This is a genomic window from Haloechinothrix salitolerans, assembly GCF_042662605.1.
GTDB lineage: Bacteria > Actinomycetota > Actinomycetes > Mycobacteriales > Pseudonocardiaceae > Haloechinothrix_A > Haloechinothrix_A salitolerans.
On the sequence record NZ_JBHSXX010000001.1, the window covers coordinates 1,412,189 to 1,435,541 of the forward strand.

Below are 23,353 nucleotides of genomic sequence, written 5' to 3' on the forward strand. Positions count from 1 at the left end.
GAGTGCGGCTTGGGTGTAACGCCGGCTACCGTGTGCCTCTCCGCGTGGAGGGTAGCCAGCCGGGCACGTATCGGTGTACTCCTGAACCACCGGATCGGTAGTCGAGAGGAGACGTCGATGGGTGCGTACGCGGAGATCTACGACCGGAGCTTGGCCGACCCGGAGGGGTTCTGGCTGGCGGCGGCCGAGGATATCGACTGGACCCGCGCGCCGACCAAGGCGCTGGACGACTCCCGCGCGCCGCTGTACCGCTGGTTCCCCGATGGCGAGTTGAACACCGCCTACAATGCGCTCGACCGGCACGTCGAGTCCGGCCGGGGCGAGCAAACGGCGTTGATCTATGACTCGCCGGTCACCGACACCAAGGCGTCCTACACCTACACCGAACTGCGGGAGTACGTCGCCATCTTCGCGGGCGCGCTCAGCTCGCTCGGAGTGACCAAGGGCGACCGGGTCATCATCTACATGCCGATGGTGCCGGAGGCCATCGTCGCGATGCTCGCCTGCGCGCGCATCGGTGCGATCCACTCCGTCGTGTTCGGCGGGTTCGCTCCCAAGGAGCTCGCGGCACGGGTGGATGATGCCCAGCCGAAGGTGATCGTCGCGGCGTCCTGCGGCATCGAGCCGACCAGGGTGGTGGAGTACAAGCCGATCATCGAAGACGCCCTCGCCACCACCACGCACCAGCCCGACCACGTCGTCATGTTGCAGCGGCAGACCGCGACCGCCGAGATGACCGAGCGCGACGTCGACTGGCACGACCTCGTCGCGAGCGCGAGCCCCGTCGACCCGGTGCCGGTCGCGGCGACCGACCCGCTCTACATCCTCTACACCTCAGGCACCACCGGGAAGCCGAAAGGTGTCGTGCGCGACACCGGTGGGCACGCGGTCGCGCTGGCCTGGTCGATGCGCAACATCTACGACGTCGCGCCCGGCGAGGTCTGGTGGACGGCGTCCGACGTCGGCTGGGTCGTCGGGCACTCCTACATCGTCTACGGGCCGCTGCTGATCGGCGCGACCACCGTGCTCTACGAGGGCAAACCGGTCGGCACGCCGGACGCGGGCGCGTTCTGGCGGGTGCTCTCCGAACACCGCGCGAAGGCGTTGTTCACCGCGCCGACCGCGTTGCGTGCCATCAAGAAGGTGGATCCGAAGGCGACCGAGGTCGCCAAGTACGACCTGCCGGCGTTCCAGACGCTGTTTCTCGCTGGCGAACGGCTCGACCCGGAGACGTACCACTGGGCGCACGACGTCCTCGGCGTCCCGGTGATCGACCACTGGTGGCAGACCGAGACCGGCTGGCCGATCGCGGCGAACCCGCGCGGACTGGAGACGTTGCCGGTCAAGCCAGGATCGGCGACCGTGCCGATGCCCGGCTACGACGTCCAGATCCTCGACCAGCGGGGCAACCAGTTGCCAGCGGGGCAGGAGGGTGCCATCGCGATCAAGCTCCCGTTGCCGCCGGGCACGCTGCCCACGTTGTGGGGCGACGACGACCGCTACGTCGAGTCGTACCTGTCCCGCTACGAGGGCTACTACCTCACCGGCGACTCCGGCTACCTCGACGAAGACGGCTACCTGTTCGTCATGGGCCGGACGGACGACGTCATCAACGTCGCTGGTCACCGGCTATCCACCGGGTCCATCGAGGCCGCGCTCGCCAGCCACCCGGCCGTCGCGGAGTGCGCGGTGATCGGCGTGCACGACGCGCTCAAGGGCCAGGTGCCGCGCGGGTTCGTGGTGCTCAAGTCCGGTGTGGACGTCGAGGAGAGCACGTTGCGCGACGAGCTGGTCGCCGCGGTGCGCCGCGACATCGGGCCGGTGGCGGCGTTCAGGGACGTCTCGATCGTCGATGCGCTACCCAAGACCCGCTCCGGCAAGATCCTGCGCAAGACGATGCGCGGTATCGCCGACGGCAGGGACGAGCCGGTGCCGTCGACGATCGAGGACGTCGGCGTGTTGGACAGTCTCCGCTCGGTGCTGCGCGCCGAAAGCTGAGGCGACTCGCGTTGAGTCCGCCAGGGCGCTAGGGACGGCGCCAGGCCGCACCTTGAGTGGCGGATCGGTGCGAATCGGTCATGATGGGGGCGCGATGGAAGCCGATAACGCGGCAGGGGGCCGGGCGCCGAGATGAGCAACATCGAGACCGATCCGATCGAGACCCGCTGCAGGGCGCGGGCGGAGCGGGTCGAGCCACAGCACCCGGCGGTCGAGATCGTCACATCGCGGGAGGTGCCGCTCGGCGGTCCCCGTGCGATGCGGGTACGCCGCACGTTGCCCCAGCGCGCCAGGTCGCTCATCGGTGCGTGGTGTTTCGTCGATCACTATGGGCCCGAGGACGTGCGTAACGTCGGCGGCATGGTGGTGCCACCCCATCCGCATACCGGATTGCAGACGGTGAGCTGGCTGTTCTCCGGCGAGATCGAGCACAGGGACAGCTCAGGTGCGCGGGCGCTGGTCGAGCCGGGTGAGCTGAACTTGATGACCGGCGGCTATGGCATCTGCCACTCCGAGGTGTCGACGGCGGCGACGTCGGTACTGCACGGGGTGCAGCTCTGGGTGGCGCTGCCGGACGCGCACCGGGACGCGGACCGCGACTTCCAGCACCACGTGCCCGACGTCGTCCATCATGATGGCGCGGACGTCCGTGTCTTCCTCGGCTCCATGGCGGGGACCTCCTCGCCGGTGTCGACGTTCACGCCACTGCTCGGCGCGGAGATCACGCTCGCGCCGGAATCCGTCGTCGAGCTGGACGTCGATCCGAGCTTCGAGCACGGCGTGCTGGTGGACCGGGGGCCGGTCCGCGTCAGCGAGACCTCCATCGCGCCAGCCCAGCTGGGTTACGTGGGCGTCGGCGCCGCCTGTCTGCGACTTGCCAACCCCTCACCGGAGCAGGCGCGGGTGGTGCTGCTCGGCGGGGAACCGTTCGAGGAAGACATCGTCATGTGGTGGAACTTCGTCGGCCGGAGCCACGACGAGATCGTGCGGTTTCGGGCGGCGTGGCAGCAGGAGTCGGAGCGGTTCGGGCAGGTAGAGGGCTACGTCGGCGAGCCGATGCGGCTGCCCGCGCCGCCGCTGCCGAAGGTCCGGCTCCGCCCGCGACGTCGTCCGGGACGCTGACTCGGCGGCCGTGACGCGCGGGATGGTGACGCCCGAGCCAACGACGCACACGGGTGTCGGTCACGCCACACCCGGCCCGCCCGGCGAGGCGATACCCGCTACGATCCGACGTCGAGCCAGTCGCATCCGATAGCGGATGCAGGGGAATCCGGTGCGACTCCGGAACTGACGCGCAGCGGTGAGGGCGACGGGCGAGGCGACACGCCACTGGATCAGCGGGTCTGGGAAGGTGCCTCGTCCGGGTGAACCCGAGTCCGAAGACCTGCTGGCTCGCCGAGCCGATCCGAGCTTCGCGTACAAGCTCCCGAGCGCAAAGGTCGTAACGCATGAACCGTCACCGAGGCACCACCGCCGAGCCGCCCTGTCGCCCGCCTGTCCTGCCGCCGCTGGACGGGGCAGGCCGTGCACACGTTTGAGGACGTCCCGCGGCGCAAGTCCGCGCGACGGCTGCCAGCGCCGGTCGTCGTCCCCGTCCTGCTGGTGCTGCTCGCCGCGAGCGCGATCGCGTCGGTCGGGTTCGGCGCGGAGCCGCTGGCGTGGTCCGTCGTCATCGACGCGCTGGCCAATCGGCTGACCGACGGCACCGGCGACGCGACGTACGACATCATCGTGTGGGACATCCGGGTGCCCCGAACACTGCTGGCGATCGTCGTCGGCGCTGGTCTCGCGGTCGCCGGAGTCGGCATCCAGACACTCGTGCGCAACCCACTCGCGGACCCGTACCTGCTCGGCGTGTCTGCGGGAGCCAGCGTCGGTGCGACGGCCGTGATCACGTTCGGCGTGCTGGCGGCGGCCGGGTTGTGGGCGCTGTCCGTCGGCGCGCTGCTCGGCGCACTGGGTGCCGCGCTGCTGGTGTTCGGCGTCGCCATGGCTCAGGGTGGGCTCACCCCGCTACGGCTGGTGTTGATCGGCACGGTGCTCTCCGCCGCGTTCTCCGCGATCGCCAGCTTTCTCGTGTTCCGCAGCGACAACCCGCAGGCCGCGCAGTCGGTGTTGTTCTGGCTGCTCGGCAGCCTCTCCGGTGCGGCGTGGAACCAGCTGCCGCTGGTCGCGGGCGCGGTCGTCGTCATCGGCGCGGTGCTCGTCGCGGGCAGCGGCTGGCTGGACGCGCTCGCCACGAGCCCGGACACCGCCGCCGCGCTGGGCGTACCGGTCCGCGCGCTACGTGGCGGCCTGTTCGTGCTGCTCGCCACGCTGGTCGGCGTGCTGGTCGCCGTCGCGGGCAGCATCGGGTTCGTCGGCCTCGTCCTCCCGCACATCAGCCGGATGCTGGTCGGCGTCCGACATCGAGCCGTGCTGCCGGTGGCCGCGCTGTCGGGTGCGGTGTTCCTGATTTGGGTGGACATCGCCGCACGCGTCGCGGTGCGTCCCACTGAGATCCCGCTCAGCGTCGTCACCGGGCTGATCGGCGCGCCGGTGTTTCTGGTGCTGATGGGCCGCAGGCACTACCGATTCGGAGCCGACCAATGACCGCGCCAGCAGAGACCCAGCCGATCCAGGCCACCGACGACCACCTCACCGTGTCGGGCCTCGCCTGCGCTGCGGGCAAGCGTGTCGTGCTGCGCGACGTCGACTTCGCGGTGCGACGCGGCGAGCTGCTGGCGCTGGTCGGCCCGAACGGCTCGGGCAAGTCGACGTTGCTGCGCGCGCTCGGCGGGGTCCGCAAGCCCGTCGCGGGCGATGTGTTGCTGGACGACGTCCCGCTTGGCCAGTTGTCCGCCAGGCGTCGCGCGCGGGCGATCACGCTGGTCGGGCAGGAGGAAGCGCTGCCTGCGGACCTCGTCGTTGGCGAGATGGTCGCGCTGGGCCGCACGCCGCACCGCCCGCCGTGGGCAGGGGGCGACGCGGCCGAACGCGCCGCCGTGTTGGCCGCGCTCGACCAGGTCGGCCTCGCTTACGCCGTCGACCATCCTGTCGAGCAGCTCTCCGGCGGCGAACGACGTCGTGCCTTGCTCGCGCGGGGACTGGCGCAGCAGACGCCGTTGATGCTGTTGGATGAGCCCACCAATCACCTCGACCTGCGCCACCAGCTTGGCCTGCTCCGCACGGTGCGCGGACTGGGCAAGACCGTCGTCGTGGCCATGCACGACCTCGACCTCGCGGCCACGTTCTGCGACCGCATCGCGGTGCTGCACGACGGCACCCTGCTGACCATCGGTACCCCGGCGGACGCGCTGACCCCGACCGTCATCCACGACGCGTTCGGCGTGCTCGCCACCCCGGTTACCCATCCCCGGACCGGGCGCACCCATCTGTTGTTTTCCGCCGACGAAACGGAGCCTCACCCGTGAGACCTGCTCGCATCCTCGCCCCAGCACTGGCCGCCGCGGCGGTGCTGTCCGCCTGCTCCACCGCCGAGTCGGACACGGCGTCGGGCGGCGACGTGACCGTGACGAACTGCGGCCAGGAGGTGTCGTTCCCGTCGCCCGCCGAGCGGCTGTTCGTCAACGACGGCAACATGATCTCGATGGTGCTCGCGCTCGGTGCGCAGGAGCAGGTGGCGGCCGTGAGCAGCGTGCAGCGTGACCGTCCGGTGCTGCGCGAGCACTACGGCGACTCGGTCGACGAACTCAACGACGTCGCGAAGACGTACCCGAGTAGGGAGACCGTGCTGGCGCAGCGACCGGACGTCGTCGTCGCGGGCTGGAACTACGGCTACGACGAGACGAAAAAGCTCACCCCAGCGTCGCTCGGCCAGCACGGGATCGACGCCTATGTATTGACCGAGAGCTGCCGCCAGGGGGCCGGGTCGGCGCGCGGCATCGTCGATCCGTGGACGGCGCTACGCACGGACCTGCGGAATCTCGGCGCGATCACTGGTCGTGAGGACCGGGCCGACGAGGTCGTCGCGGACATCGACGAGCGCCTGAACGCGCTGGAAGCCGCGCCGCAGGCCGAGGAGCCGCCGACGATCTTCCTGTTCGACAGCGGCGACAAGACGATCTTCTCCAGCGGCAACCTCGGCGCGCCGCAGGCGATCATCACCGCGGGTGGTGGCCGAAACGCGCTGGACGACCTCAAGGACACGTGGACCGAGGTGTCGTGGGAACGGCTCGCCTCGGCGGAGCCGGACGCGATCCTGTTCGTTGACTACCCGCCACAGACGTTCGAGGACAAGGTGCGGATTCTGAAGGAACACGCGGCGACGAAGGACCTCGAAGCGGTGCGCGAGGAGCGGTTCCTGAACCTGCCGTACGCGCTGTGGACGTCGGGGCCACTGAATATCGACGCCGCCGAGCAGGTACGGGCGGCGCTGGAAGGGTGGGATCTCGTGCCGGAAGCATCTTGATGCTTAAGTCTAATGCTAAGATGACACCATGCGCACCACGATTCGGCTTGACGACGAGCTCTACCGCGAACTGAAGGAGAAGGCGGCACGCTCCGGGCGCACCGTGGCTTCCGTTCTTGAGGACGCGGTTCGGCGAGGGCTGCACGCTCCTGAGCAGCGGAAGGCTGGTCGCTACGTCGTCCGGCCGTTCGGTGAAGGTGGGCTGCAGCCTGGTGTCGACCTATCCTCGAACGCCGCAATCGCCGAGGCGATGGACGAAGGCGAACCGCTCGATGCGCTGCGTTGATGTCAACGTCCTCGTCTACGCGCATCGCGCGGACCTGGCGGAGCATGCCGATTACCGGCCGTTGCTCGAGCGGCTCGCCAATGATGACGAGCCACTGGGGTTGCCCGACCTTGTTCTGAGCGGCTTCGTCCGGCTGATCACGAACCGCCGGGTCTTCGCGAAGCCGATGCCTACCGACGAAGCATGGCAGGCGGTCGATGCCTTGTTGGCTTCACCGGCGGCAATGAAGTTGTCACCAAGTCCCCGTCACTGGGACCTGTTCCGGCAACTTGCTGACGACATCGACGCGCGTGGCAACGACGTTCCCGACGCTTACCTCGCGGCCTACGCGCTTGACAACAACGCCACGTGGCTCAGCGCGGACCGAGGGTTCGCCCGTTTTAAACGAGTGCGCTGGGTACATCCGTTGGAAGATTAGGTTGCCTCACGGCGCGAGGTCGCGCACCTCGGCGTAGCGCTGACGGATGTGCGGCTCGGCGGGGCCGTCGTAGACGACTGGCGGCTCAGCGGCGTCCCACGCTGGCGGCGTCGCGGAACCGGACAGCGCCCACGCGGCCTGCCGCGCCGCGCCATCGGCGACGTATTCCCCAGGTTCCGGCACTTCGACCGGCAGGCCGAACACCTGTGGTGCGATCCGCCGTACCGCCTCGGACCGGGCGCCACCACCGATTAACCGCAGCCGGTTGACCGGGACGTCGTGGGCGCGCAGCGCGTCGAGCGCGTCGGCCAGCCCACATAGCATGCCCTCGACGGCGGCCCGGGCCAGGTGTTCCGGCGTGGTCGTGGCGAGTCGCAGTCCGTGCAGCGTGCCGGTAGCGTCCGGGCGATTCGGTGTCCGCTCGCCTTCGAGGTACGGGACTAACGTGAGTCCATCGGCGCCGGGCGGCGCGGCCAATGCCAGCTCAGCTAGCCGGTCGTGGTCGATGCCGAGCAACTCGCACGCGGCGTCCAGCACGCGGCTGGCGTTCAGGGTGCATGCCAGCGGTAGGTATGCGCCGGTCGCGTCCGCGAACCCGGCGACCTTGCCGGACGGATCGGCGGTCGCCGCCGCGTTGACGGCGGACACCACACCGGACGTGCCGATCGACACCGTCACGTCGCCGGGTCGCATATCCAGTGCGAGCGCGGCGGCCGCGTTGTCCCCAGCGCCCGCACCGACGACGGTGCCGTCGGCCACCACCTCGGAGCCCCGCGCGACCACCGACTCGGCGGGTTCTAGCACGCGGGGCACCTGTACCTCGCGGCCTACGGCGAGGTCGAGTAGGTCGCGCCGGTAATCGCCGTCCCGCGGGGACCAGTAGCCGGTGCCGGACGCCTCGGAACGGTCGGTCACCAGGGCGTCCAGGGCGGACCCGCCGTCAGACGCGCGCCCGGCGGCGTGCCGCCCGCGTCCCGAGCCGTCACCGGGCCCGTGCCCGGCGATACGCCACGACAACCAGTCGTGCGGCAACGCGACTGCGGCCACCCGCGCGGCGTTGTCCGGCTCGTGGTCGCGCAGCCAGCGCAGCTTGCTCGCGGTGAACGACGCGACCGGCACCGACCCCACCGCTTCCGCCCACGCCCGTTGGCTGCCGAGGTCGCGGATCAGGTCGGTGGCGGCATCCGCCGACCGGGTGTCGTTCCACAGCAACGCGGGCCGCACCACCGCGCCGTCGACGTCGAGTGCCACCATCCCGTGCTGCTGCCCGCCCACGGCGATCGCCGCGACGTCGGTCAGCCCACCGGCGGTTTCAGCGGCGGCGCGGAAGGCGTCCCACCATGCGGCTGGGTCGACCTCGGTGCCATCCGGATGCGGCGCGCCGCCGGAGCGGACGAGCCGCCCGGTGTGGGCGTCGCGGACGACGATGGTGCAGGACTGCGTGGACGAATCCACGCCGGCGACCAGTGTCATGACCCTCCGAGTAGGTGCTCGACGGCGAGCTGGTTCAGCCGCACGAAGCCGTAGTCACGTTCGGCGGCGGCATAAGCGTCGAAGTCCTCGTACGCCGACCGATCGGCCAGCAAGTCGCCGATGGATTCGCCCGCACTGAGGGTCGGCTCGGCCAACTCGAATAGGCCCGCCCGCAGCATCGCGTCCCGCACGCGCGGATCGGCCCGGTACGCCGCGGTTCGCTCGGCCAGCTTGCGATAGGTGTCCATATTGGCCTGCGCGGATTCCCAGACGCCGCGCTCGGTCTCGGTGCGCGACGGCTTGTAGTCGAAGTGCCGCGCGCCCTCGTAGCGCGGGCCACCAGCTGGGAAACCATGCTCAAGCAGATCGACGGTGAAGAACGCGGACAACAGGTCGCCGTGGCCGAAGACGAGGTCCTGGTCGTACTTGATGGAGCGCTGCCCGTTGAGGTCGAGGTGGAACAGCTTGCCAGCCCACAGCGCCTGCGCGATGCCGTGCGTGAAGTTCAGGCCAGCCATCTGCTCGTGGCCGACCTCGGGGTTGAGCCCGACGATGTCGCCGTTGTCCAACCGCGCGATCAGCGCGAGGGCGTGTCCAATGGTCGGCAGCAGCAGGTCGCCGCGCGGCTCGTTCGGTTTCGGCTCCAGTGCGATCCGCAGGTCGTAGTCCCGCTGCTTGATGTGCGCCGCCACGGTGTCGATGCCCTCGGCGTAGCGCTCATGCGCGGCGTGGAGGTCCTTCGCGCCGTCGTACTCAGTGCCCTCGCGACCGCCCCACATCACGAACGTGCGCGCGCCGAGCTCGGCGGCGAGGTCGACGTTGCGCAGCACCTTTCGTAGGGCGAATCGTCGCACCGAACGATCGTTCGACGTCAGCGCGCCGTCCTTGAAAACGGGATGGCCGAACAGATTGGTGGTCAGCATCTCGATGACCAGGCCGGTCTCGTCGGCGGCCTTGCGTACGGACGCGAGTGCGCGCTCGCGGGTGTCGTCGTCCGCGTCGAACGGTACGACGTCGTCGTCGTGGAAGGTGAACCCCCACGCGCCGAGCTCAGCGAGCTTGTGCACCGCGTAGGACGGGTCGAGCACCGGCCGGGTCGCGGCGCCGAACGGGTCCTGCGCCTGCCAGCCGACCGTCCAGAGACCGAACGAGAAGGGGATTTGCTCACCGGGCACGAGGACCTCCTCAGAAAGTTTGTATATCCACTGAACTTATTCGCCGATGGCGTTAGGGTCAAGACGTGACCACCACCGGACCCGCCCGCCAAGCATCGCTGCGTGAGCGCAACCTCGCGATCGTGGCGCGCGCGGTCGTCGACGCTCCCGAGCCGCTGTCCAGGGCGGACGTCGCCGCGCGCACCGGCATGACGCGGGCGACGGTGTCCACCCTTGTCGATCAACTCGTCGAGGCCGGACTGCTCACCGAGTTGCCCGCGGTGTCGTCGGGGCCAGGACGTCCCGCCGTCCCGCTGGCGCCCGCCGCGCGCACGGTCGTCGGGCTCGGTCTTGAGGTCAACGTCGACTACCTCGGTGGCAGGGTGGTCGACCTGACCGGCGCGGTCGTCGACGAGATCGTCCTCATGGAGAACCTGCGTGGCAGCCCCGCATCGGCGACGCTGGGGCGGCTTGGCCGCCTCGCCCGCGACCTCATCGCGCGGGTGACGTCGCGGGGCATGCGGGTGGCCGGCGCGCACCTCGCGCTGCCTGGCCTGGTGGACACGCGTTCCAGCGTGCTACGGGTCGCGCCGAACCTCGGCTGGTCGGACGTCGAGCCGTTGCCGTTGCTCGGGCTGCCCGCCGGTGTTCCGGTAAGGGTCGGCAACGAGGCGAAGCTCGCCGCGCTCGCGCAGTTGTGGGGGTGCCCTGTCGTCGAGCGCACCTCCCGCACGTTCCTGTACGTCTCCGGCGACGTCGGTATCGGTGCCGCGATCGTCATCGACGGTGAGCTGTTCAGCGGCAGGCATGGTTGGAGTGGCGAGTTGGGGCACGTCACCATCGACCCCGCCGGGCCGACGTGCCGGTGTGGGGCGAGTGGATGTCTTGAGCGCTACGCGGGGAAGGAGGCCCTGGTCACCGGGCTCGGGCTGGACATCGATGTCGCGAACGACGTTCTGGTCGATCGGCTCAGCGCCGCGGATGCCCACTCGGTGGTCGGCACGGCGGGAGCCGCGCTGGGGCAGGCGATGGCGGACGCGGTGAACCTGCTCGACATCGACCGCGTGCTGCTCGGCGGCGTCTACACCGGCCTCGTGCCGCTGCTACGGCCGCAGATCACCGAGCAGCTGCGAACGCGGGTGCTTGGCGCGCCGTGGGCGCCGGTCGACGTCTCCGCCGCGCCCGTCGCGGACCACGCCGCGCTGACCGGGGGAGCGGCGACGTCGCTGCGAGCTGTCGTCGACGACCCGACGCCGTGGATCGTCGCGGCGACCGGGTGAGGTCCGGTTGACCGCTCTGTTGAGGCTTACGCCGTTTGGCCGTCTTGTGGTTGCTCCTGGAGGGACAACTAGCATTCGTTTCGGGGTCCGTCGTGCCGTTGAAGCCGGCGCGAGAAGAGGGTGCGGTGAGAGTGTCAGGGTCGCGGTCGGCCGGTCGGCACCGGGTGAACGGCTCGATCGGCGCGTTCGCGGTTGTCTGGCCAGTGGTCGGTGGACTGACGATGTCGGCGTTGGTCACCGGCGCGGTCTTGTTGCTCACTGGTGGTTCCCAGCCAGATGTGTCGACGCGAGAACCAGCCCGGCCGCTCACGTCGAAACGGACGGTCTCCAGCGACGTTCCGACCACGACCAGCACGACCGCCAAGACGTCCGCCACGACCCGAACGTCGCGGACCGCGCGACCGAACGCCACGTCGTCCAGCGCCGCGTCCCCGACCGCGACTCGACATGCGCGGCCCACCACGACGACTCGGCGTGCCCCGACGCCTCCGACCACGACGGAGGCCGATCGATCGGAGGCTGAGCCACCGGAACACTGCCCCGGCAATCAACCGGATCACGTGCGGCGGAAGGTGTGCGGCTGATCCCACCAGACCGCCCGTCCCGTCAGCATCGGTTAACCTCGCGACCTGGGTCGCGCCGCCCGCCGAGGGCGATCGCGGCGCTGTCGGACGGCGAGGTGGATTGATGGCGAACGTGACGTGGGATCTGGTCGAGCAAGCGCCGCGGGGCCAGACAGCGCTGGTCACCATCGACGCGGCAAAGCGCCGTCGTGCGTGGACGTTTGGTGAGCTGGCTGACGGCGCTCGCGCGACGGCGGCCCGGTTCGCCGCGCTTGGCGTGCGGCGCGGGGACGTTGTGTACACCCTGTGCGGATCGCGCGGCGAGTGGGTGCTGACTATGCTCGCGTGCCTCCGACTTGGCGCGGTGATGGCTCCGTGCAGTCCAATGCTGCGCGCCCATGACCTGCGCACCCGCGCGCGGACCGCCGAGCCAAGGCTAGTGGTCGCCGACGACCAGTACCTCGACGTCCTCACCGAGGCAGGGCTCGACGACAACGTGCTGCCGCTGTCCGCATGGGACACCTGGGATGCCGAGCCCGGTGACGACGTCCCATCCGCTCCGGATCTGCCGGATGACGACCCTGCGTTCCTGCTGTTCACGTCGGGGTCAACGGGTACGCCCAAGCCGGTTTGGCACGGCCAGCGCTACGTCTGGGGGCAACGGTCGCAAGCCGAACACTGGCTGGGTGCCCGCTCCGGGGACGTCGTGTGGAGTACCGCCGCGCCCGGCTGGTCGAAGTCCACCCGCAACGCGTTCCTCGCGCCGTGGCTGATGGGAGCGGTCGCGGTGCTGCACGAGGCACGGTTCGACGTCGAGCAGCGGTTGGCGAGGATTCGGGACGAAGGCGTCACCGTGCTGTGCATGTCACCGACCGAGTGGCGGATGCTGCTGTCGGCCGGGGATCCACCCGCGCTGCCATCACTACGGCGGTTGGTCGCGGCGGGAGAACCGTTGGACAAGGAGACGATCGCCCGGTGGCGCGCCGCGACCGGGCTGACCATAGCCGACGGCTACGGGCAGACAGAGACCGGCCACATCGCGGGCACCCCGCCCGGCGTGGACTCGCCGCCTGGTTCGGCGGGACGTCCGCTGCCCGGCGTCGCGACGCGGCTGCGCGACGGCGAGCTGCAGGTGGACGCGACGACGTTGCCCACGCTGTCGCTCGTGCCCGACACCGACCTGGTGGACGGCCGATGGTGGCCGACGGGCGACCTGTTCGAGCAGGACGACGATGGCTGGCTGTTCTTCAAGTCGCGCGCCGACGACGTCATCCTGTCGTCCGGGTACCGGATCGACCCCGTGGAGGTGGAGACGGCGTTGCGCGGTCACGACGCGGTGGCCGACTGCCTCGTCGCTGGGATACCGGACGCGCAGCGGGGCGAGGTCGTGGCCGCGCTGGTTGTCGCCAACGGCGACGCGTCAGAGGCGGACGCTTCGGATGACCTGGCGGCGGCGTTGCAGCGGCACGTCCGGACGGTCACGGCGCCGTACAAGTACCCGCGCGTGATCCGGTTCGTCGACGAGCTACCCCGCACCACGACCGGCAAGGCCGCCCGAGGTAAGGGCCGGGACCTGCTACGGGCGGAGCCTTCCCGCGGTTCTGGCTAGCGCGCGGCGAGCGATCGGTCATATTGGGTGCATGGCCGAGAAGCGGGTGCTTTACAGCGAGCAGCGGCCCTACCTCGTGGCGGACAGCCTCGACGAGCTGGTGGGGCCGACGGTTGGCCTCGTCGAACTGCCGTTGCGCCTGGACTGGTCCGAGCAGGGTACCTACAACCTGGATGAGCCCTGCGAGCTGAATCTCATGTACGAGGTCGTGCTCAGCGAAGCCATGGACGTCCAGGACCTGCGCCGCTACCTCAACGGGCCGATGCTGCCTGTGGTGTGGCGGCGGCTCTTTCTGCCGCAACGGGTGCGGGAGCTATGGGAAGTGCGCTTCCCCGAGCTAGCGGACGCTGTGGGCTTCCTGGGACTGTGACAGATTAGTGCCCGATTCATCCCGGTTTTGCGCGCAATAACCCCAGGAGCCCCGCGCCAAGCGAGCTCACGTCCCAGTCGGGAACAGCATCGCCTCGGTGCCGCCGTCCACGGTCAACGTCGCGCCGACGACCAGCCTGGCGCGCTCGGAGAGCAGGAACGCGATGACCTCGGCCACCTCTTCCGGGTGCCCCGGGCGGCCGATCGCGGACGGGTAGGCGTCCGCGAACTGGCCGAGTAGCGCGTCGTCGCGCAGCCGCTGTGTCATCGCGGTGTCGACCATCCCTGGTGCGACGGCGTTGATCCGGATTCCGGCGCCAATCCATTCCGGCTTGACGCCTTCGCGGCGGGCCCACCAGGCCAGTGCCGCCTTCGTCGCGGGGTACACGTGCACGGCGTCGTGCGCGGCGGCGCTTGTGCGGGCCTCCGCTTCGTCGCCCGCGAGGCACAGGTCCGCGATCTCGCGAGCCCAGCCGGGTTGGCAGGTGACCGAGTTCGAGCTCAGCAAGACCACGGCCGCCGGTGCTACGAGTAGCGGCCGCAGCGCGGCGCACAGTTCGACCGCGCCGAAGTAGTTCAAAGACACGACGTCCGTAGGGTCGGTGTCGGTGAACCCGCCGATGCCCGCACACGGCACCACGCCAGCGAGCCCATTCGGTGCCAGGGCGACGATCCGCTCAAGGGCGGCACTCCGTCCGGCTACTGTGGACAGATCAATCGTCACGTCCGCGGGCGTGCGGTCGACTCCGATGACGTAGTGGCCGTCCTCCCGCAGTCGCGACGCCGTCGCGGCACCGATCCCGGACGCCGATCCGGTGACGACGTAGGTTCCCATCACGACGTCTCGCCGTCGGCGATTCTGATGACGCCGGCGATGGTCGCGAGGTACGCGGTGCCATCAGGGCCGAGATAGATCGACGCATAGTGGTTGTTCCACTGCACGCCGGTACCCGTAAGTCGCTTCCAGACGGTCCGTCCGGTGTGGACGTCGACAGCGGTGAAGTACCACGGGTCCCACCACACTCCGTCTGGTTTGGTGTAGACGTAGAGCAGCCCGTTCGCCAGCGATGCTTTGGGAACGTTCGTCGGGGCGATCTCATCTGACGTCCACCGCGTCTCGCACCCGGACGGTGAGAACGCCACCCGCGCGATGCCCGGTGCGGTGCTCTTGCCCAACATCGTCGATAGCGGACCGGTGTAGCCGTAGTTGTTCTCCACGATGACCGACCGGCCCGCCGCGACAATGCTGTTCTCGGTGGCGCTCGCCCCTGGCTCGAAGACTGGCTCGGCACACACCTTCCGCCGTGGCCGCTCCTGTGCCGTTCGCCGGTAGGCGATCACGTGCATCCTCGGGTCGGCGTTGTCGGTGATGACCACTAGATCGTCGCCCACCAACGTTGGCGTCGTGCCCGAGCCTTGTGACAACTGCCCTGGCTTCCGCGTCGACCCGCGGTCGTACTCTTCACGCCATGTCACGTGCGGCTTGCCGTCAGACCCACGGTCGAACCGGTACAGCGCGTGCGTGCTGACGATGAAGACGCCGCCCGTCTCGTCCACCGCGAAGGAGTTCACGATCCGCTCACCGGGCAGTCGAATCGACCGCACCGCGCCGGAGTCCGGGTCGACGGTGCCGACACCGCCTTCTTGTGTGACGAACCAGATGTGGCCGCTCCAGTCGGGAAGCTGCGCGACGAGACAGTCGTCATCGGGGATGTGCGCGCTGAGGTCGTAGGTGCGTTCGAGGGCGAACCCGGGCGGACCTGCTTTCTGGCCGACGACCCAGATCTGGGCGTTCGTCGTCGCGATCACCGCGCGGTCGCGGTGGTCGAGGTAGAAGTACGCCCCGGCGCAGATGTCCTCCAGCGGAGACTTCTCCAGGTTCAACTGGCGCGGCGGGAGCGGATGGGCGCCGAGCACGGCCAGACTCTCCGGGTCGAGCAGCATCAGCCGTGAACCCTCGAGGCCGCCGCACAGCGCGACGATGCGGCCCGCGCTGTCGAAGGCCATCGTGGCGCACTCCTCGATGCCGTAGGTCGCTGAGGTGACCCGCGGGTCCTCACCGAGCGGACCACCCCAGGAGTAGGCGTCGGAAGCGTAGGCGTCGTTGTGCATGCTGCTCATCCCGTTGTCCGCGAGGAACGGATGCTCGGGAATCGGCGCGGAGGCCACGGGCTTGGCGACGGCGGGCGCCCCTTCGAACCGTGGCACGAGGTGGTCGGCCGGTCCTGGCGGGATCGGTAGCCAGACCTGCGCCGACGCCGCGGGCACGCTGGTCGCCGCGATAACGATCGTCGCGCATATCGCTGCCGCGCGTAGGAACACCCTCGCCGCCATGACGCCTCCTCTTGTAACCCGCCGGTTACAGAAGCAGCAGTGTAACCGGGTGGTTATAGTGGGTCAATGCGACGTCCACAGGGACGAGACGAGGTCATGGCCGCCGTGCTCGCGGCGGCGACGGAACTGCTGACGGAATCGGGTCCGCACGACATCACGGTGCGGCGGATCGCTGAGCGCGCCGGGGTCAATCACGCGCTGGCACACCGGCATTTCGGCACCAAGGAGGAGATAGTCCGGCAGGCCCTGCGCGCGCAGGCGGACACGGTGGTGGCGGAGCTGGCCGCGCACGTGGCTGGTTCGGAGCCCGACATCACCAAGCTGATGGCGGTCTTCGCGAACTATCCAACGTACTGGCGGTCACTCGCGCACGTGGCGCTGCACGATCCGGCACTCGCCGAGCAAGGTGCGGCGCCGACGACCCAGCTGTTCGTCGATCTGTTGCGGCGGGCCGGTGATGAGCGGGCACAGGTCAGCGCGGCTGTCACCGCCTCGCTGATGCTTGGCTGGCTCGCGTTTGGAGACTTCGTCGTCACCGCGACGGGCGCCGATCGCGACCGGACGAACCGTGCCGTGGCCACCGCCGTGCATGAGTTGCTTGAGCGGCGGTGATCTCGGCGCGCGACGGCACCATAAGCTCGCCGCCGTGCGAGGGTGACGCCGCCGATCGTTGATCACGTCTACTCGCGCTGTTGTTCGCGAAAGCCGACAAGTCAGACATTCTCTCGCAACAACGCGAGTAGACGTGATCATTTCTGCGACGGGTTTCGGTTCCAGATGCTCCCGAAAGACGCCGTGCCTTACTGGTGCGCGGCGGGTGAGGTGGCCTCGCGGCGGAGCTTGGGGGCGATCAGCCTGTCCAGGCTGTACCGGCCCGCTCCCACCGCGGCGAGAAGGAGGGACGCCGCACCGAGTGCCAGTACGAGTTCGAACCCGTTCGCGGTGACGAAGACGCCATTGCCCGCGTGGACAAAGGCGAACGCGCCCGCCATGGTGAGCGTGAGCAGCGCGCCCGCGACGGGTACGGCCAGGCCAGCGATGAGGGCGACGCCGCCGGCCAGTTCGACGACGGCCGCGAACCATGCGCTCGCTGTCGGCAAGGGAATGCCCATCTCGGCGAACGCGTCGGCGGTGCCGGACAGGCCCCATTCGGTGAACTTCTGCCATCCGTGGGCGACGAAGATGATACCGATGGCGACGCGTGTGGCGAGTACGGCGAGGTCGCGCAGTGCGGTCTTGTTCATCGGAACTCCTTCTCGGCGGTTGTTGGTTGATGGGGTGGGCGGGAGGTAGTTGTCATGACAACTACCGTCCAACAACTTAGTTGTAGATACAACTATTCCGGTGGCATGCTGTGAGCGTGGACACGCGATGGCTCGATCGGGAAGAGTTGGCCGCGTGGGTGCGGCTGATGGCGATCCTGGAACTGCTTCCCGGAGTCCTGGACGCCCAGCTCAGGCGCGACGCGCAGCTCACCCATTTCGACTACTACGTGCTTGCGACGCTGTCTGAAGCGCAGGAGCGAACGCTGCGGATGACAGCGCTAGGGCATCAGACCGGGGCCACGCTCGCTCGCCTGTCGCACGTCGTGCAGCGGCTCGAGACACGCGGTCTGGTCGAGCGCTTCCCGTGCCCGGCGGACAAGCGCGCCACCAACGCCCGGCTCACGGACGTCGGATGGGAGAAGGTGCGGGCCAGCGCGCCCGGGCACGCGGCGACCGTCAGGGAGTACGTGATCGACGCGCTCACCCAGGAACAGGTCACGCAGCTGTCCGCCATTGGTGACGCGATTCTGCGGCGGCTCGATTCCGAAGGCACCCGGGCCGCGCTCTACCAGCGGTACGACGCACGTTAGCGACGCGGCGCGGCCTTCCGTGGTGCTAGGCCAAACGCGCGTAGACGTCTCCGGAACGCCCCATCGGCCGGAACCGTTCAAGCAGTCGCGCGAGCTGTGCCGCATCCAGCCAGTGGTCGCTCGCTAGCCGCATCGTCTCGATCGGCGAGTAGTTGTAGCGGTAGCCGCTCGTGGCAGCGCCGAGCCGCTCCACGAGATCGAGCGCGGCCAGCGCCGCGTCGTGCGCCGCGGGCAGATATTCGAACGACAGGGCAGGAACTGGCCGAGTGAGCCCCTTGAGGACCTCGCCCTCGAAGCCCTCGACGTCGATCTTGCAAAAGGCGGGCTCACCGTGCCGTGCGATGAGGGCATCGAGGGTCGTGACGTCGACGTCGATGGCGCGATCCCAGCGCACCCGAGCGAAACCGGGATCAGTGGCGACCGACTCGATCCAGTCCCGCGACATCGATGAGACCGTCGGTGCCGTTGTCGAGATGTTCATCCGAACCTGGCCGCGACTGGCGCCCACCGCCATCGGCACGATCACGACGTCCGGATCGCGGTCGAACAGGAGCCGGAGAATTCGGAGACAGTCGGGTTGCGGTTCGACGGCGATCACCCGTACGCCGAGCTGCCGCCACGCGCGTACCCGGCTTCCGACGTGGGCGCCGATGTCGAACGCCACATCGCCGGGTTGGAGGAAGTCGCCAAAGAACCGCACCATTCGCCGGCGCCTGCCAGGTATCCCGTGGTACATGGCCAGCGAGCGAGCGATCCCTGTTGCGCGCCTGAGCACGATGTGACCGTACCGCCGTCCGCCATGGCGGGACGGATGCGGCGGGGCCACGGCACAATGGGGCGACCTCCGCTTCACCAGCGTTGTGCCGAGACGATTGTGCCGAGACGACGGGAGATCGAGTGTTCAGTGTGACGGTACGTGACCACGTGATGGTGGCGCACAGCTTCCGTGGCGAGGTATTCGGTCCCGCACAGCGGCTGCACGGCGCGACCTTCCTGGTTGACGCCACGTTCCGGCGCGCCGAGCTGAACGCGGACAACGTCGTCGTGGATATCGGCGCCGCAGCGCACGAGCTGTCGGAGGTGCTCGCGCCGCTGAACTATCGCAACTTGGACGATGAGCCGGACCTCGCCGGCGTCAACACGACGACCGAGTTTCTGGCGAAGCTGATCGCCGACCGGCTCGCGGAGCGGGTCGCGGCGGGTTCGCTCGGCGACGACGCCCGCGGGCTGTCCGCGATCGCGGTAACCCTGCACGAGTCGCATGTGGCGTGGGCAAGCTACGAGCGACCGCTATGACCACTACCTTCGCGCTGGTGGTGCCGAGCGGCATCGATGAGGTGCCGACCGGCGGGAACGTCTACGACCGCCGGATGCGGGACGGCCTTACCGCCGCCGGTCTCGACGTCCGGGAGATATCCGTGCCGGGTGCGTGGCCCCGGCCGGTACCCGCTGACCGGGCGGCGCTCGCCCGCTCGCTCGATGCGCTGCCGGACGGCACGCCGGTCCTGCTCGACGGGCTCGTCGCCTGCGGTGTACCCGAGGTTGTCGTGCCTCGGGCGTCACGGCTACGACTCGCGATCCTGGTGCACATGCCGCTGGCCGACGACGTGGGTCTGCCCCGCACGGTCGCGACCGAGTTGGCCCGACGCGAGCGGGAGACGCTGGCCGCCGTCACCATGGTTGTCGCGACCAGCGAAGCGACCGCGAGGCGCCTTCGTGAGGAGTACGGGCCGCGGGCGGTCGACGTCGTCCCGCCGGGAGTCGACTCCGCGCCGCGAACCACCGGCTCCGATACCGGTGCTCGACTGCTCTGTGTCGCCTCGGTGGCACCCGTCAAAGGACAGGACGTCCTGGTCGCCGCGCTGGCGCGGCTGGCGGGTCTGACCTGGCATTGCCGGTGTGCTGGGGCCGTACGCGACCCGGGCTTCGCCGACCGGGTGCGCGATGAGATCGAGCGGCGTGGCCTCGGTAACCGCATGGAGCTCATGGGTGCCCGCGGCCCTGAGGAGATGGCTCAGCTGTACGGTGCCGCCGACTTGCTGGTCCTGCCATCGCGGGCGGAGTCATACGGGATGGTGGTCGCTGAGGCGCTCGCCCGTGGCATCCCCGTTGCCGCCTCGGCTGTCGGCGGTGTGCGGGAGGCACTGGGCGATACCGACCTCGGACGTCCAGGGCTGTTGGTTACGCCGGATGACGCGGTCGCGCTCGCGGACGCGTTACGCATGTGGCTCACCGACACCGCCCTGCGGCAGCGGTTGCGAGCGGCGGCGCTGCGGCGCGGTGAGACCCTCGAGCCGTGGTCGGTCGCCGCGGGGCGGCTGGCCGCCGTCTTGCGACGGTTGGTAGCGGCGGAGGTGACGCGATGACTGTTCGCGTCGCGCCCGAGTGGTTGGCGCTGCGGGAACCCGCGGACGCGGCGGCCCGCTCTACGGAGCTACTTGAGCCGCTGCGGGCGTGGTTGCCGAGCGGCCCGCTCGTGATCCATGACCTCGGCGCGGGAAGCGGGGCGAATACCAGGTGGTTAGCGCCACGTCTGCCAGGTCCCCAGCGATGGGTCCTGTACGACAACGACGCTGACCTGCTGGCTCTCGCCGCGGCCGGTGACGCTCGGACGGCTGACGGCAGCCAGGTCGCGGTCGAGACCTGCCTTTCGGACCTCACCCGGTTACGCCCCGACGATCTCGCCGGCACGTCGCTGGTGACGGCATCGGCGTTGCTGGACCTGCTCACCGCCGACGAGGTCGAGTCGCTGGTGGACGCGATCGTGCCGGCGGGGTGTCCTGCGCTGTTCACGCTGTCGGTCGTCGGACGCGTCGAGCCGCACCCCGCGGACTCGTGGGACGCGGAGATCACCGCCGCGTTCAACGACCACCAGCGTCGTGTGGTGCCTGGTCGCGGCAGGCTGCTTGGCCCGGACGCGGTGAGCGCAACCGCCAGGGCCTTCCGGCGCCGTGGCTGGACAACGATGGTGCGGCCCAGCCCGTGGCGACTCGACAGCGGCCGGCCGTCGCTGTTGACTCGATGGTTGACCGAGTGGTGCGAGGCGGCCGTTGTGCGGCGACCGGGCTTGGCCACACCGGTCGAGGCATATCTTGCCCGCCGCGGGCGAGCATGTGAGGCCGGGGAACTACGAGTCGCCGTGCACCACGCTGATCTACTCGTGCTGCCTGGTGAGCACGGCGTGGTAGTCGGCGAAGGAAGCGGTCAGGCTCGTCAGTAGGTCGCGGCCCTTGGCCGCCGAGGCCAGCGACGGACGACCGACCACACCCGACCGGGTGTAGTGCTTCAGCCCCAGCGTGAGCATGTGGCGGCGGTCGTCCGCGAGGTGATCGGCAGCCGGATAGCCGTTCCGTACGACGTCGGGGTAGCTGGCGAGCAAGATGGACGTCTCGATCTCGCCCGCGTGCATGTCGCTGTCCAGCGGTGTATCGATACCCGCGGCGGTGTGTGCGGCCTGTAAGTCCGGCGCACCGGGGAACAAGGCCATCCGCTGAGCCCCGACACTCGCCTCCTGCACGACGTTCGCCAGCACGTAGTTGCCGCCGTGCCCGTTGACCAGCACCAGCGCGACGTCGTGCAGCGAGCGGGCGATGTCGTCGACCACAGCGGCGAGCGTGCGGGACGAGATGCTCACCGTTCCCGCCCACCCCTCGTGCTCGTGCGAGCAGGAAACGGTCAGCGGTGGCAGTCGCCGCACCGGGTAGGCAGCGGCGATCTCGTTCGCGATGGCGCAGGCGACAAGGGTGTCGGTGGCAAGCGGCAGGTACCGGCCGTGCTGCTCGTAGCTGCCGACCGGCAGCAGCGCCACGTCCGCCGCGCCCTCGTCAACCTCCTCGGTGGTGTCGAGCGGCACGAGATACCGGTGTGGTTCGATCATCGGAAATCCCTCCGGCCGGGGTCTTTCCGTACCCTAGAGGGCCGCTGGCGACGCGCCGTGTCGCCCGCGGCTGTCCCGGGGATGTCGTGACGGAATCGGGGTGACGATGAGTGAGGGCGTGAGCCGGTTCGGCGGAGACGACGTCGCGGAGTCCGACCTGGTGACCAACTGGGGGACGTTTCGTGCCCTCGCCTTCCGCGATCCGATCGATGGTCACGAGCATCTTGCCTTGGTCATGGGGGAGCGGCGGGACGATGTGCTGGTCCGGGTGCACTCGGAGTGCCTTACCGGCGACGTCTTCGGCGCCCTACGGTGCGAGTGCGGCCAGCAACTGGACGCCGCGCTGGCGGTGATCGCTGAAGCGGGCAGCGGAGTCGTGGTGTATTTGCGCGGGCACGAGGGCCGTGGCATCGGCCTGCTCGCCAAGGTGAAGACGCAGGCGCTTCAGGACAGCGCCGGGCTGGACACCGTCGACTCCGCCACCGCGCTTGGGCTGCCAGTGGATGTCCGTGACTTCGGTCCCGCGGCGCGGGTACTCGGCTACCTCGGGGTTCGGTCGGTGCGGCTGCTGACGAACAACCAGGAGAAGGTCCGGGCGTTGTACGAGAACGGCATCGATGTCAAAGAGCGCGTACCGTTGCTGGCTCCCTCCAGCGACCACAACCTGCGCTACCTTGCCGCCAAACGAGACCGGCTCGGGCACGATCTACCACATTTGCCCGGAGACGGTGCCCTGGTAGGCGATGCGGTGACACAGCGCGGGAATGGTGCCATCGGCGAGTCGAGGCATCACGGCGGGCAGTTCGTCGAAGGTGCTCTCGCCGGTGATGAGGAGATCGAATACGGGATCGGTGAGTAGGTCGAGGGCCAACGCCAGACGGTCGGCTGCCGAGCGTCGCTGGGCCCGCGCGGGCGATACCGTGCCGACTTGGCTGCCACGGATGGTCAGTCTGCGCGAGTGGAACGCCTCGCCGAGCGGCACCGTGACGTCTCGATCGCCATACCAGCTCAGGTCGATGACGCTGCCGTCCGTGGCGAGTAACGCGAGCGATCGCGCTAGCCCGTCTTCAGTAGCGCTGGCGTGGAAGACGAGATCGCACTCGGCGCGTGCGTCCGTCGGCGCGGCGAACTCGACGCCGAGGGCGGCGGCGATCTCGGCACGCGCCGGGTCGACGTCCACGAGTTGCACCCGCGCGCCGGGAAGCCCTGCCAGCACCGCGGCGACCGCGCAGCCGACCATGCCCGCCCCGACGACGGCGATGCGGTCGCCGACCAACGGTGCCGCGTCCCATGCCGCGTTCACCGCGGTCTCGACCGTCCCGGCGAGCACCGCCCGCTCCGGCGGGACGCCCTCGGGGACCGGGACGACGGCGGTGGCCGGTACGACGTAGTGGGTCTGGTGCGGGTAGAGACAGAACACCGTGTGGCCGAGCAGGTCAGCTGGGCCGTCCTCGACAACTCCTACGTTCAGGTAGCCGAATTTGACCGGAGCTGGGAACTCCCCCTCCTGAAATGGTGCGCGCATCGTCGTACGCAGGCTCGGTGGCACCCTGCCCGCGAAGACGAGCGATTCCGTTCCCCGACTTACCGCGGAGTACACGGTGCGGACGCCGACCTCGCCGGGGCCGACGGCTGACAGCGCGACCGGGCGGATCTCACCTTCGCCGGGGACACGAAGCCAGTACGCGTACGCGGTGCGTGGCATGTATCCGTGCTCCTTCTCAGT

Annotated in this window: 23 protein-coding genes, 1 pseudogene and 1 riboswitch; of the genes and pseudogenes, 16 read left to right on the plus strand and 8 right to left on the minus strand. The window is 69.4% G+C overall.

Annotated elements, in window-relative coordinates:
- Positions 1–81 precede the first annotated feature (81 nt).
- From ACFQGD_RS06610 to ACFQGD_RS06640, 7 genes are all read left to right on the plus strand, one after another.
- A complete protein-coding gene (locus ACFQGD_RS06610; RefSeq protein ID WP_345406119.1) occupies positions 82–1,998 on the plus strand; it encodes a propionyl-CoA synthetase in 1,917 nt (638 codons plus the stop codon).
- Positions 1,999–2,130: 132 nt separating this feature from the next.
- Positions 2,131–3,120 carry a pirin family protein gene (locus tag ACFQGD_RS06615; protein WP_345405858.1) on the plus strand — a complete coding sequence of 330 codons (990 nt, stop codon included), beginning with the start codon at positions 2,131–2,133 and terminating at the stop codon, positions 3,118–3,120.
- 100 nt (positions 3,121–3,220) lie between these two features.
- A riboswitch (cobalamin riboswitch) is annotated at positions 3,221–3,404 on the plus strand.
- Positions 3,405–3,522: 118 nt separating this feature from the next.
- Positions 3,523–4,590 carry a FecCD family ABC transporter permease gene (locus ACFQGD_RS06620; RefSeq protein WP_345405861.1) on the plus strand — a complete coding sequence of 356 codons (1,068 nt, stop codon included), beginning with the start codon at positions 3,523–3,525 and terminating at the stop codon, positions 4,588–4,590.
- Entirely contained in the window at positions 4,587–5,411 is an 825-nt protein-coding gene (locus ACFQGD_RS06625; protein WP_345405864.1) for an ABC transporter ATP-binding protein, read from the plus strand. The genes ACFQGD_RS06620 and ACFQGD_RS06625 overlap by 4 nt, the downstream gene beginning before the upstream one ends.
- A complete protein-coding gene (locus ACFQGD_RS06630; protein ID WP_345405867.1) occupies positions 5,408–6,409 on the plus strand; it encodes an ABC transporter substrate-binding protein in 1,002 nt (333 codons plus the stop codon). Before ACFQGD_RS06625 ends, ACFQGD_RS06630 begins: the two co-directional genes overlap by 4 nt.
- Positions 6,410–6,437: 28 nt before the next feature.
- A complete protein-coding gene (locus ACFQGD_RS06635) occupies positions 6,438–6,695 on the plus strand; it encodes a ribbon-helix-helix domain-containing protein (protein WP_345405870.1) in 258 nt (85 codons plus the stop codon).
- Positions 6,682–7,113 (plus strand): type II toxin-antitoxin system VapC family toxin, encoded by a 432-nt coding sequence (locus tag ACFQGD_RS06640; protein WP_345405873.1) that lies wholly within the window; start codon positions 6,682–6,684, stop codon positions 7,111–7,113. The genes ACFQGD_RS06635 and ACFQGD_RS06640 overlap by 14 nt, the downstream gene beginning before the upstream one ends.
- Before the next feature lie 6 nt (positions 7,114–7,119).
- On the opposite strand, the gene ACFQGD_RS06645 is transcribed toward ACFQGD_RS06640, so the two are convergent.
- Both ACFQGD_RS06645 and xylA read right to left on the minus strand, forming a co-directional pair.
- On the minus strand, positions 7,120–8,586 hold the full coding sequence (locus ACFQGD_RS06645) for a xylulokinase (protein WP_345405876.1): 1,467 nt from the start codon (positions 8,584–8,586) through the stop codon (positions 7,120–7,122).
- Complete coding sequence (xylA, locus tag ACFQGD_RS06650) at positions 8,583–9,761, minus strand: xylose isomerase (RefSeq protein ID WP_345405879.1); 1,179 nt, start codon at positions 9,759–9,761, stop codon at positions 8,583–8,585. The genes ACFQGD_RS06645 and xylA overlap by 4 nt, the downstream gene beginning before the upstream one ends.
- A 65-nt stretch (positions 9,762–9,826) precedes the next feature.
- Between xylA and ACFQGD_RS06655 the strand changes: the two genes are divergently transcribed.
- The 3 genes from ACFQGD_RS06655 (at position 9,827) to ACFQGD_RS06665 (ending at position 13,562) form a co-directional block, all read left to right on the plus strand.
- Positions 9,827–11,020, plus strand: coding sequence for an ROK family transcriptional regulator (locus ACFQGD_RS06655; RefSeq protein ID WP_345405882.1), 1,194 nt, complete (start codon positions 9,827–9,829; stop codon positions 11,018–11,020).
- A 687-nt stretch (positions 11,021–11,707) separates the two neighbouring features.
- Positions 11,708–13,192: an acyl-CoA synthetase gene (locus ACFQGD_RS06660; RefSeq protein ID WP_345405885.1), complete on the plus strand. Its 1,485-nt coding sequence runs from the start codon at positions 11,708–11,710 to the stop codon at positions 13,190–13,192.
- A 31-nt stretch (positions 13,193–13,223) separates the two neighbouring features.
- The gene (locus ACFQGD_RS06665) at positions 13,224–13,562 is read left to right on the plus strand and encodes a hypothetical protein (protein ID WP_345405888.1); all 339 of its coding nucleotides are present in this window, start codon (positions 13,224–13,226) and stop codon (positions 13,560–13,562) included.
- Positions 13,563–13,628: 66 nt separating this feature from the next.
- Here ACFQGD_RS06665 and ACFQGD_RS06670 read toward each other — a convergent pair whose 3' ends face one another.
- Positions 13,629–14,396, minus strand: a complete 768-nt coding sequence (locus tag ACFQGD_RS06670; protein ID WP_345405891.1) for an SDR family oxidoreductase — start codon at positions 14,394–14,396, stop codon at positions 13,629–13,631.
- Entirely contained in the window at positions 14,396–15,895 is a 1,500-nt protein-coding gene (locus tag ACFQGD_RS06675) for an SMP-30/gluconolactonase/LRE family protein (protein ID WP_345405894.1), read from the minus strand. Before ACFQGD_RS06675 ends, ACFQGD_RS06670 begins: the two co-directional genes overlap by 1 nt.
- Positions 15,896–15,961: 66 nt before the next feature.
- On the opposite strand from ACFQGD_RS06675, the gene ACFQGD_RS06680 reads away from it, so the two are divergent.
- Positions 15,962–16,507, plus strand: coding sequence for a TetR/AcrR family transcriptional regulator (locus ACFQGD_RS06680; RefSeq protein ID WP_345405897.1), 546 nt, complete (start codon positions 15,962–15,964; stop codon positions 16,505–16,507).
- A 188-nt stretch (positions 16,508–16,695) separates the two neighbouring features.
- Here the strand turns inward: ACFQGD_RS06680 and ACFQGD_RS06685 are convergent, their stop codons facing one another.
- Positions 16,696–17,139: a DoxX family protein gene (locus ACFQGD_RS06685; protein ID WP_345405900.1), complete on the minus strand. Its 444-nt coding sequence runs from the start codon at positions 17,137–17,139 to the stop codon at positions 16,696–16,698.
- 116 nt (positions 17,140–17,255) lie between these two features.
- Here ACFQGD_RS06685 and ACFQGD_RS06690 point away from each other — a divergent pair, with 116 nt between their 5' ends.
- On the plus strand, positions 17,256–17,750 hold the full coding sequence (locus tag ACFQGD_RS06690; RefSeq protein WP_345405903.1) for a MarR family winged helix-turn-helix transcriptional regulator: 495 nt from the start codon (positions 17,256–17,258) through the stop codon (positions 17,748–17,750).
- Positions 17,751–17,775: 25 nt separating this feature from the next.
- On the opposite strand, the gene ACFQGD_RS06695 is transcribed toward ACFQGD_RS06690, so the two are convergent.
- Positions 17,776–18,525, minus strand: coding sequence for an FkbM family methyltransferase (locus ACFQGD_RS06695; protein WP_345405906.1), 750 nt, complete (start codon positions 18,523–18,525; stop codon positions 17,776–17,778).
- Between the two features lie 122 nt (positions 18,526–18,647).
- Here ACFQGD_RS06695 and ACFQGD_RS06700 point away from each other — a divergent pair, with 122 nt between their 5' ends.
- The 3 genes from ACFQGD_RS06700 to ACFQGD_RS06710 are packed head-to-tail and all read left to right on the plus strand — an operon-like array spanning position 18,648 to position 20,970.
- Positions 18,648–19,046, plus strand: a complete 399-nt coding sequence (locus ACFQGD_RS06700; RefSeq protein ID WP_345405909.1) for a 6-pyruvoyl trahydropterin synthase family protein — start codon at positions 18,648–18,650, stop codon at positions 19,044–19,046.
- Entirely contained in the window at positions 19,043–20,116 is a 1,074-nt protein-coding gene (locus tag ACFQGD_RS06705) for a glycosyltransferase family 4 protein (RefSeq protein ID WP_345405912.1), read from the plus strand. Before ACFQGD_RS06700 ends, ACFQGD_RS06705 begins: the two co-directional genes overlap by 4 nt.
- On the plus strand, positions 20,113–20,970 hold the full coding sequence (locus ACFQGD_RS06710) for an SAM-dependent methyltransferase (RefSeq protein ID WP_345405915.1): 858 nt from the start codon (positions 20,113–20,115) through the stop codon (positions 20,968–20,970). Before ACFQGD_RS06705 ends, ACFQGD_RS06710 begins: the two co-directional genes overlap by 4 nt.
- On the opposite strand, the gene ACFQGD_RS06715 is transcribed toward ACFQGD_RS06710, so the two are convergent.
- Positions 20,905–21,627 (minus strand): creatininase family protein, encoded by a 723-nt coding sequence (locus ACFQGD_RS06715; RefSeq protein WP_345405918.1) that lies wholly within the window; start codon positions 21,625–21,627, stop codon positions 20,905–20,907. The two genes, ACFQGD_RS06710 and ACFQGD_RS06715, sit on opposite strands and share 66 nt — an antisense overlap.
- 106 nt (positions 21,628–21,733) lie before the next feature.
- Between ACFQGD_RS06715 and ACFQGD_RS06720 the strand changes: the two are divergent.
- Positions 21,734–22,324: pseudogene (locus tag ACFQGD_RS06720) on the plus strand (GTP cyclohydrolase II); the annotation flags it as partial.
- Between the two features lie 9 nt (positions 22,325–22,333).
- On the opposite strand, the gene ACFQGD_RS06725 reads toward ACFQGD_RS06720, so the two are convergent.
- Positions 22,334–23,332 (minus strand): zinc-dependent alcohol dehydrogenase, encoded by a 999-nt coding sequence (locus ACFQGD_RS06725; RefSeq protein ID WP_345405921.1) that lies wholly within the window; start codon positions 23,330–23,332, stop codon positions 22,334–22,336.
- Between the last annotated feature and the right edge of the window lie 21 nt (positions 23,333–23,353).

What these genes read in the sequence shown, in the direction of transcription:
- ACFQGD_RS06615 (WP_345405858.1), top strand. Translation starts at nt 2,131, where the DNA reads ATGAGCAACATCGAGACCGATCCGATCGAGACCCGCTGCAGGGCGCGG.
- ACFQGD_RS06625 (WP_345405864.1), top strand. Translation starts at nt 4,587, where the DNA reads ATGACCGCGCCAGCAGAGACCCAGCCGATCCAGGCCACCGACGACCAC.
- ACFQGD_RS06635 (WP_345405870.1), top strand. Translation starts at nt 6,438, where the DNA reads ATGCGCACCACGATTCGGCTTGACGACGAGCTCTACCGCGAACTGAAG.
- ACFQGD_RS06640 (WP_345405873.1), top strand. Translation starts at nt 6,682, where the DNA reads ATGCGCTGCGTTGATGTCAACGTCCTCGTCTACGCGCATCGCGCGGAC.
- ACFQGD_RS06645 (WP_345405876.1), bottom strand. Translation starts at nt 8,586, where the DNA reads ATGACACTGGTCGCCGGCGTGGATTCGTCCACGCAGTCCTGCACCATC.
- ACFQGD_RS06660 (WP_345405885.1), top strand. Translation starts at nt 11,708, where the DNA reads ATGGCGAACGTGACGTGGGATCTGGTCGAGCAAGCGCCGCGGGGCCAG.
- ACFQGD_RS06665 (WP_345405888.1), top strand. Translation starts at nt 13,224, where the DNA reads ATGGCCGAGAAGCGGGTGCTTTACAGCGAGCAGCGGCCCTACCTCGTG.
- ACFQGD_RS06670 (WP_345405891.1), bottom strand. Translation starts at nt 14,396, where the DNA reads ATGGGAACCTACGTCGTCACCGGATCGGCGTCCGGGATCGGTGCCGCG.
- ACFQGD_RS06675 (WP_345405894.1), bottom strand. Translation starts at nt 15,895, where the DNA reads ATGGCGGCGAGGGTGTTCCTACGCGCGGCAGCGATATGCGCGACGATC.
- ACFQGD_RS06680 (WP_345405897.1), top strand. Translation starts at nt 15,962, where the DNA reads ATGCGACGTCCACAGGGACGAGACGAGGTCATGGCCGCCGTGCTCGCG.
- ACFQGD_RS06685 (WP_345405900.1), bottom strand. Translation starts at nt 17,139, where the DNA reads ATGAACAAGACCGCACTGCGCGACCTCGCCGTACTCGCCACACGCGTC.
- ACFQGD_RS06705 (WP_345405912.1), top strand. Translation starts at nt 19,043, where the DNA reads ATGACCACTACCTTCGCGCTGGTGGTGCCGAGCGGCATCGATGAGGTG.
- ACFQGD_RS06710 (WP_345405915.1), top strand. Translation starts at nt 20,113, where the DNA reads ATGACTGTTCGCGTCGCGCCCGAGTGGTTGGCGCTGCGGGAACCCGCG.
- ACFQGD_RS06715 (WP_345405918.1), bottom strand. Translation starts at nt 21,627, where the DNA reads ATGATCGAACCACACCGGTATCTCGTGCCGCTCGACACCACCGAGGAG.
- ACFQGD_RS06725 (WP_345405921.1), bottom strand. Translation starts at nt 23,332, where the DNA reads ATGCCACGCACCGCGTACGCGTACTGGCTTCGTGTCCCCGGCGAAGGT.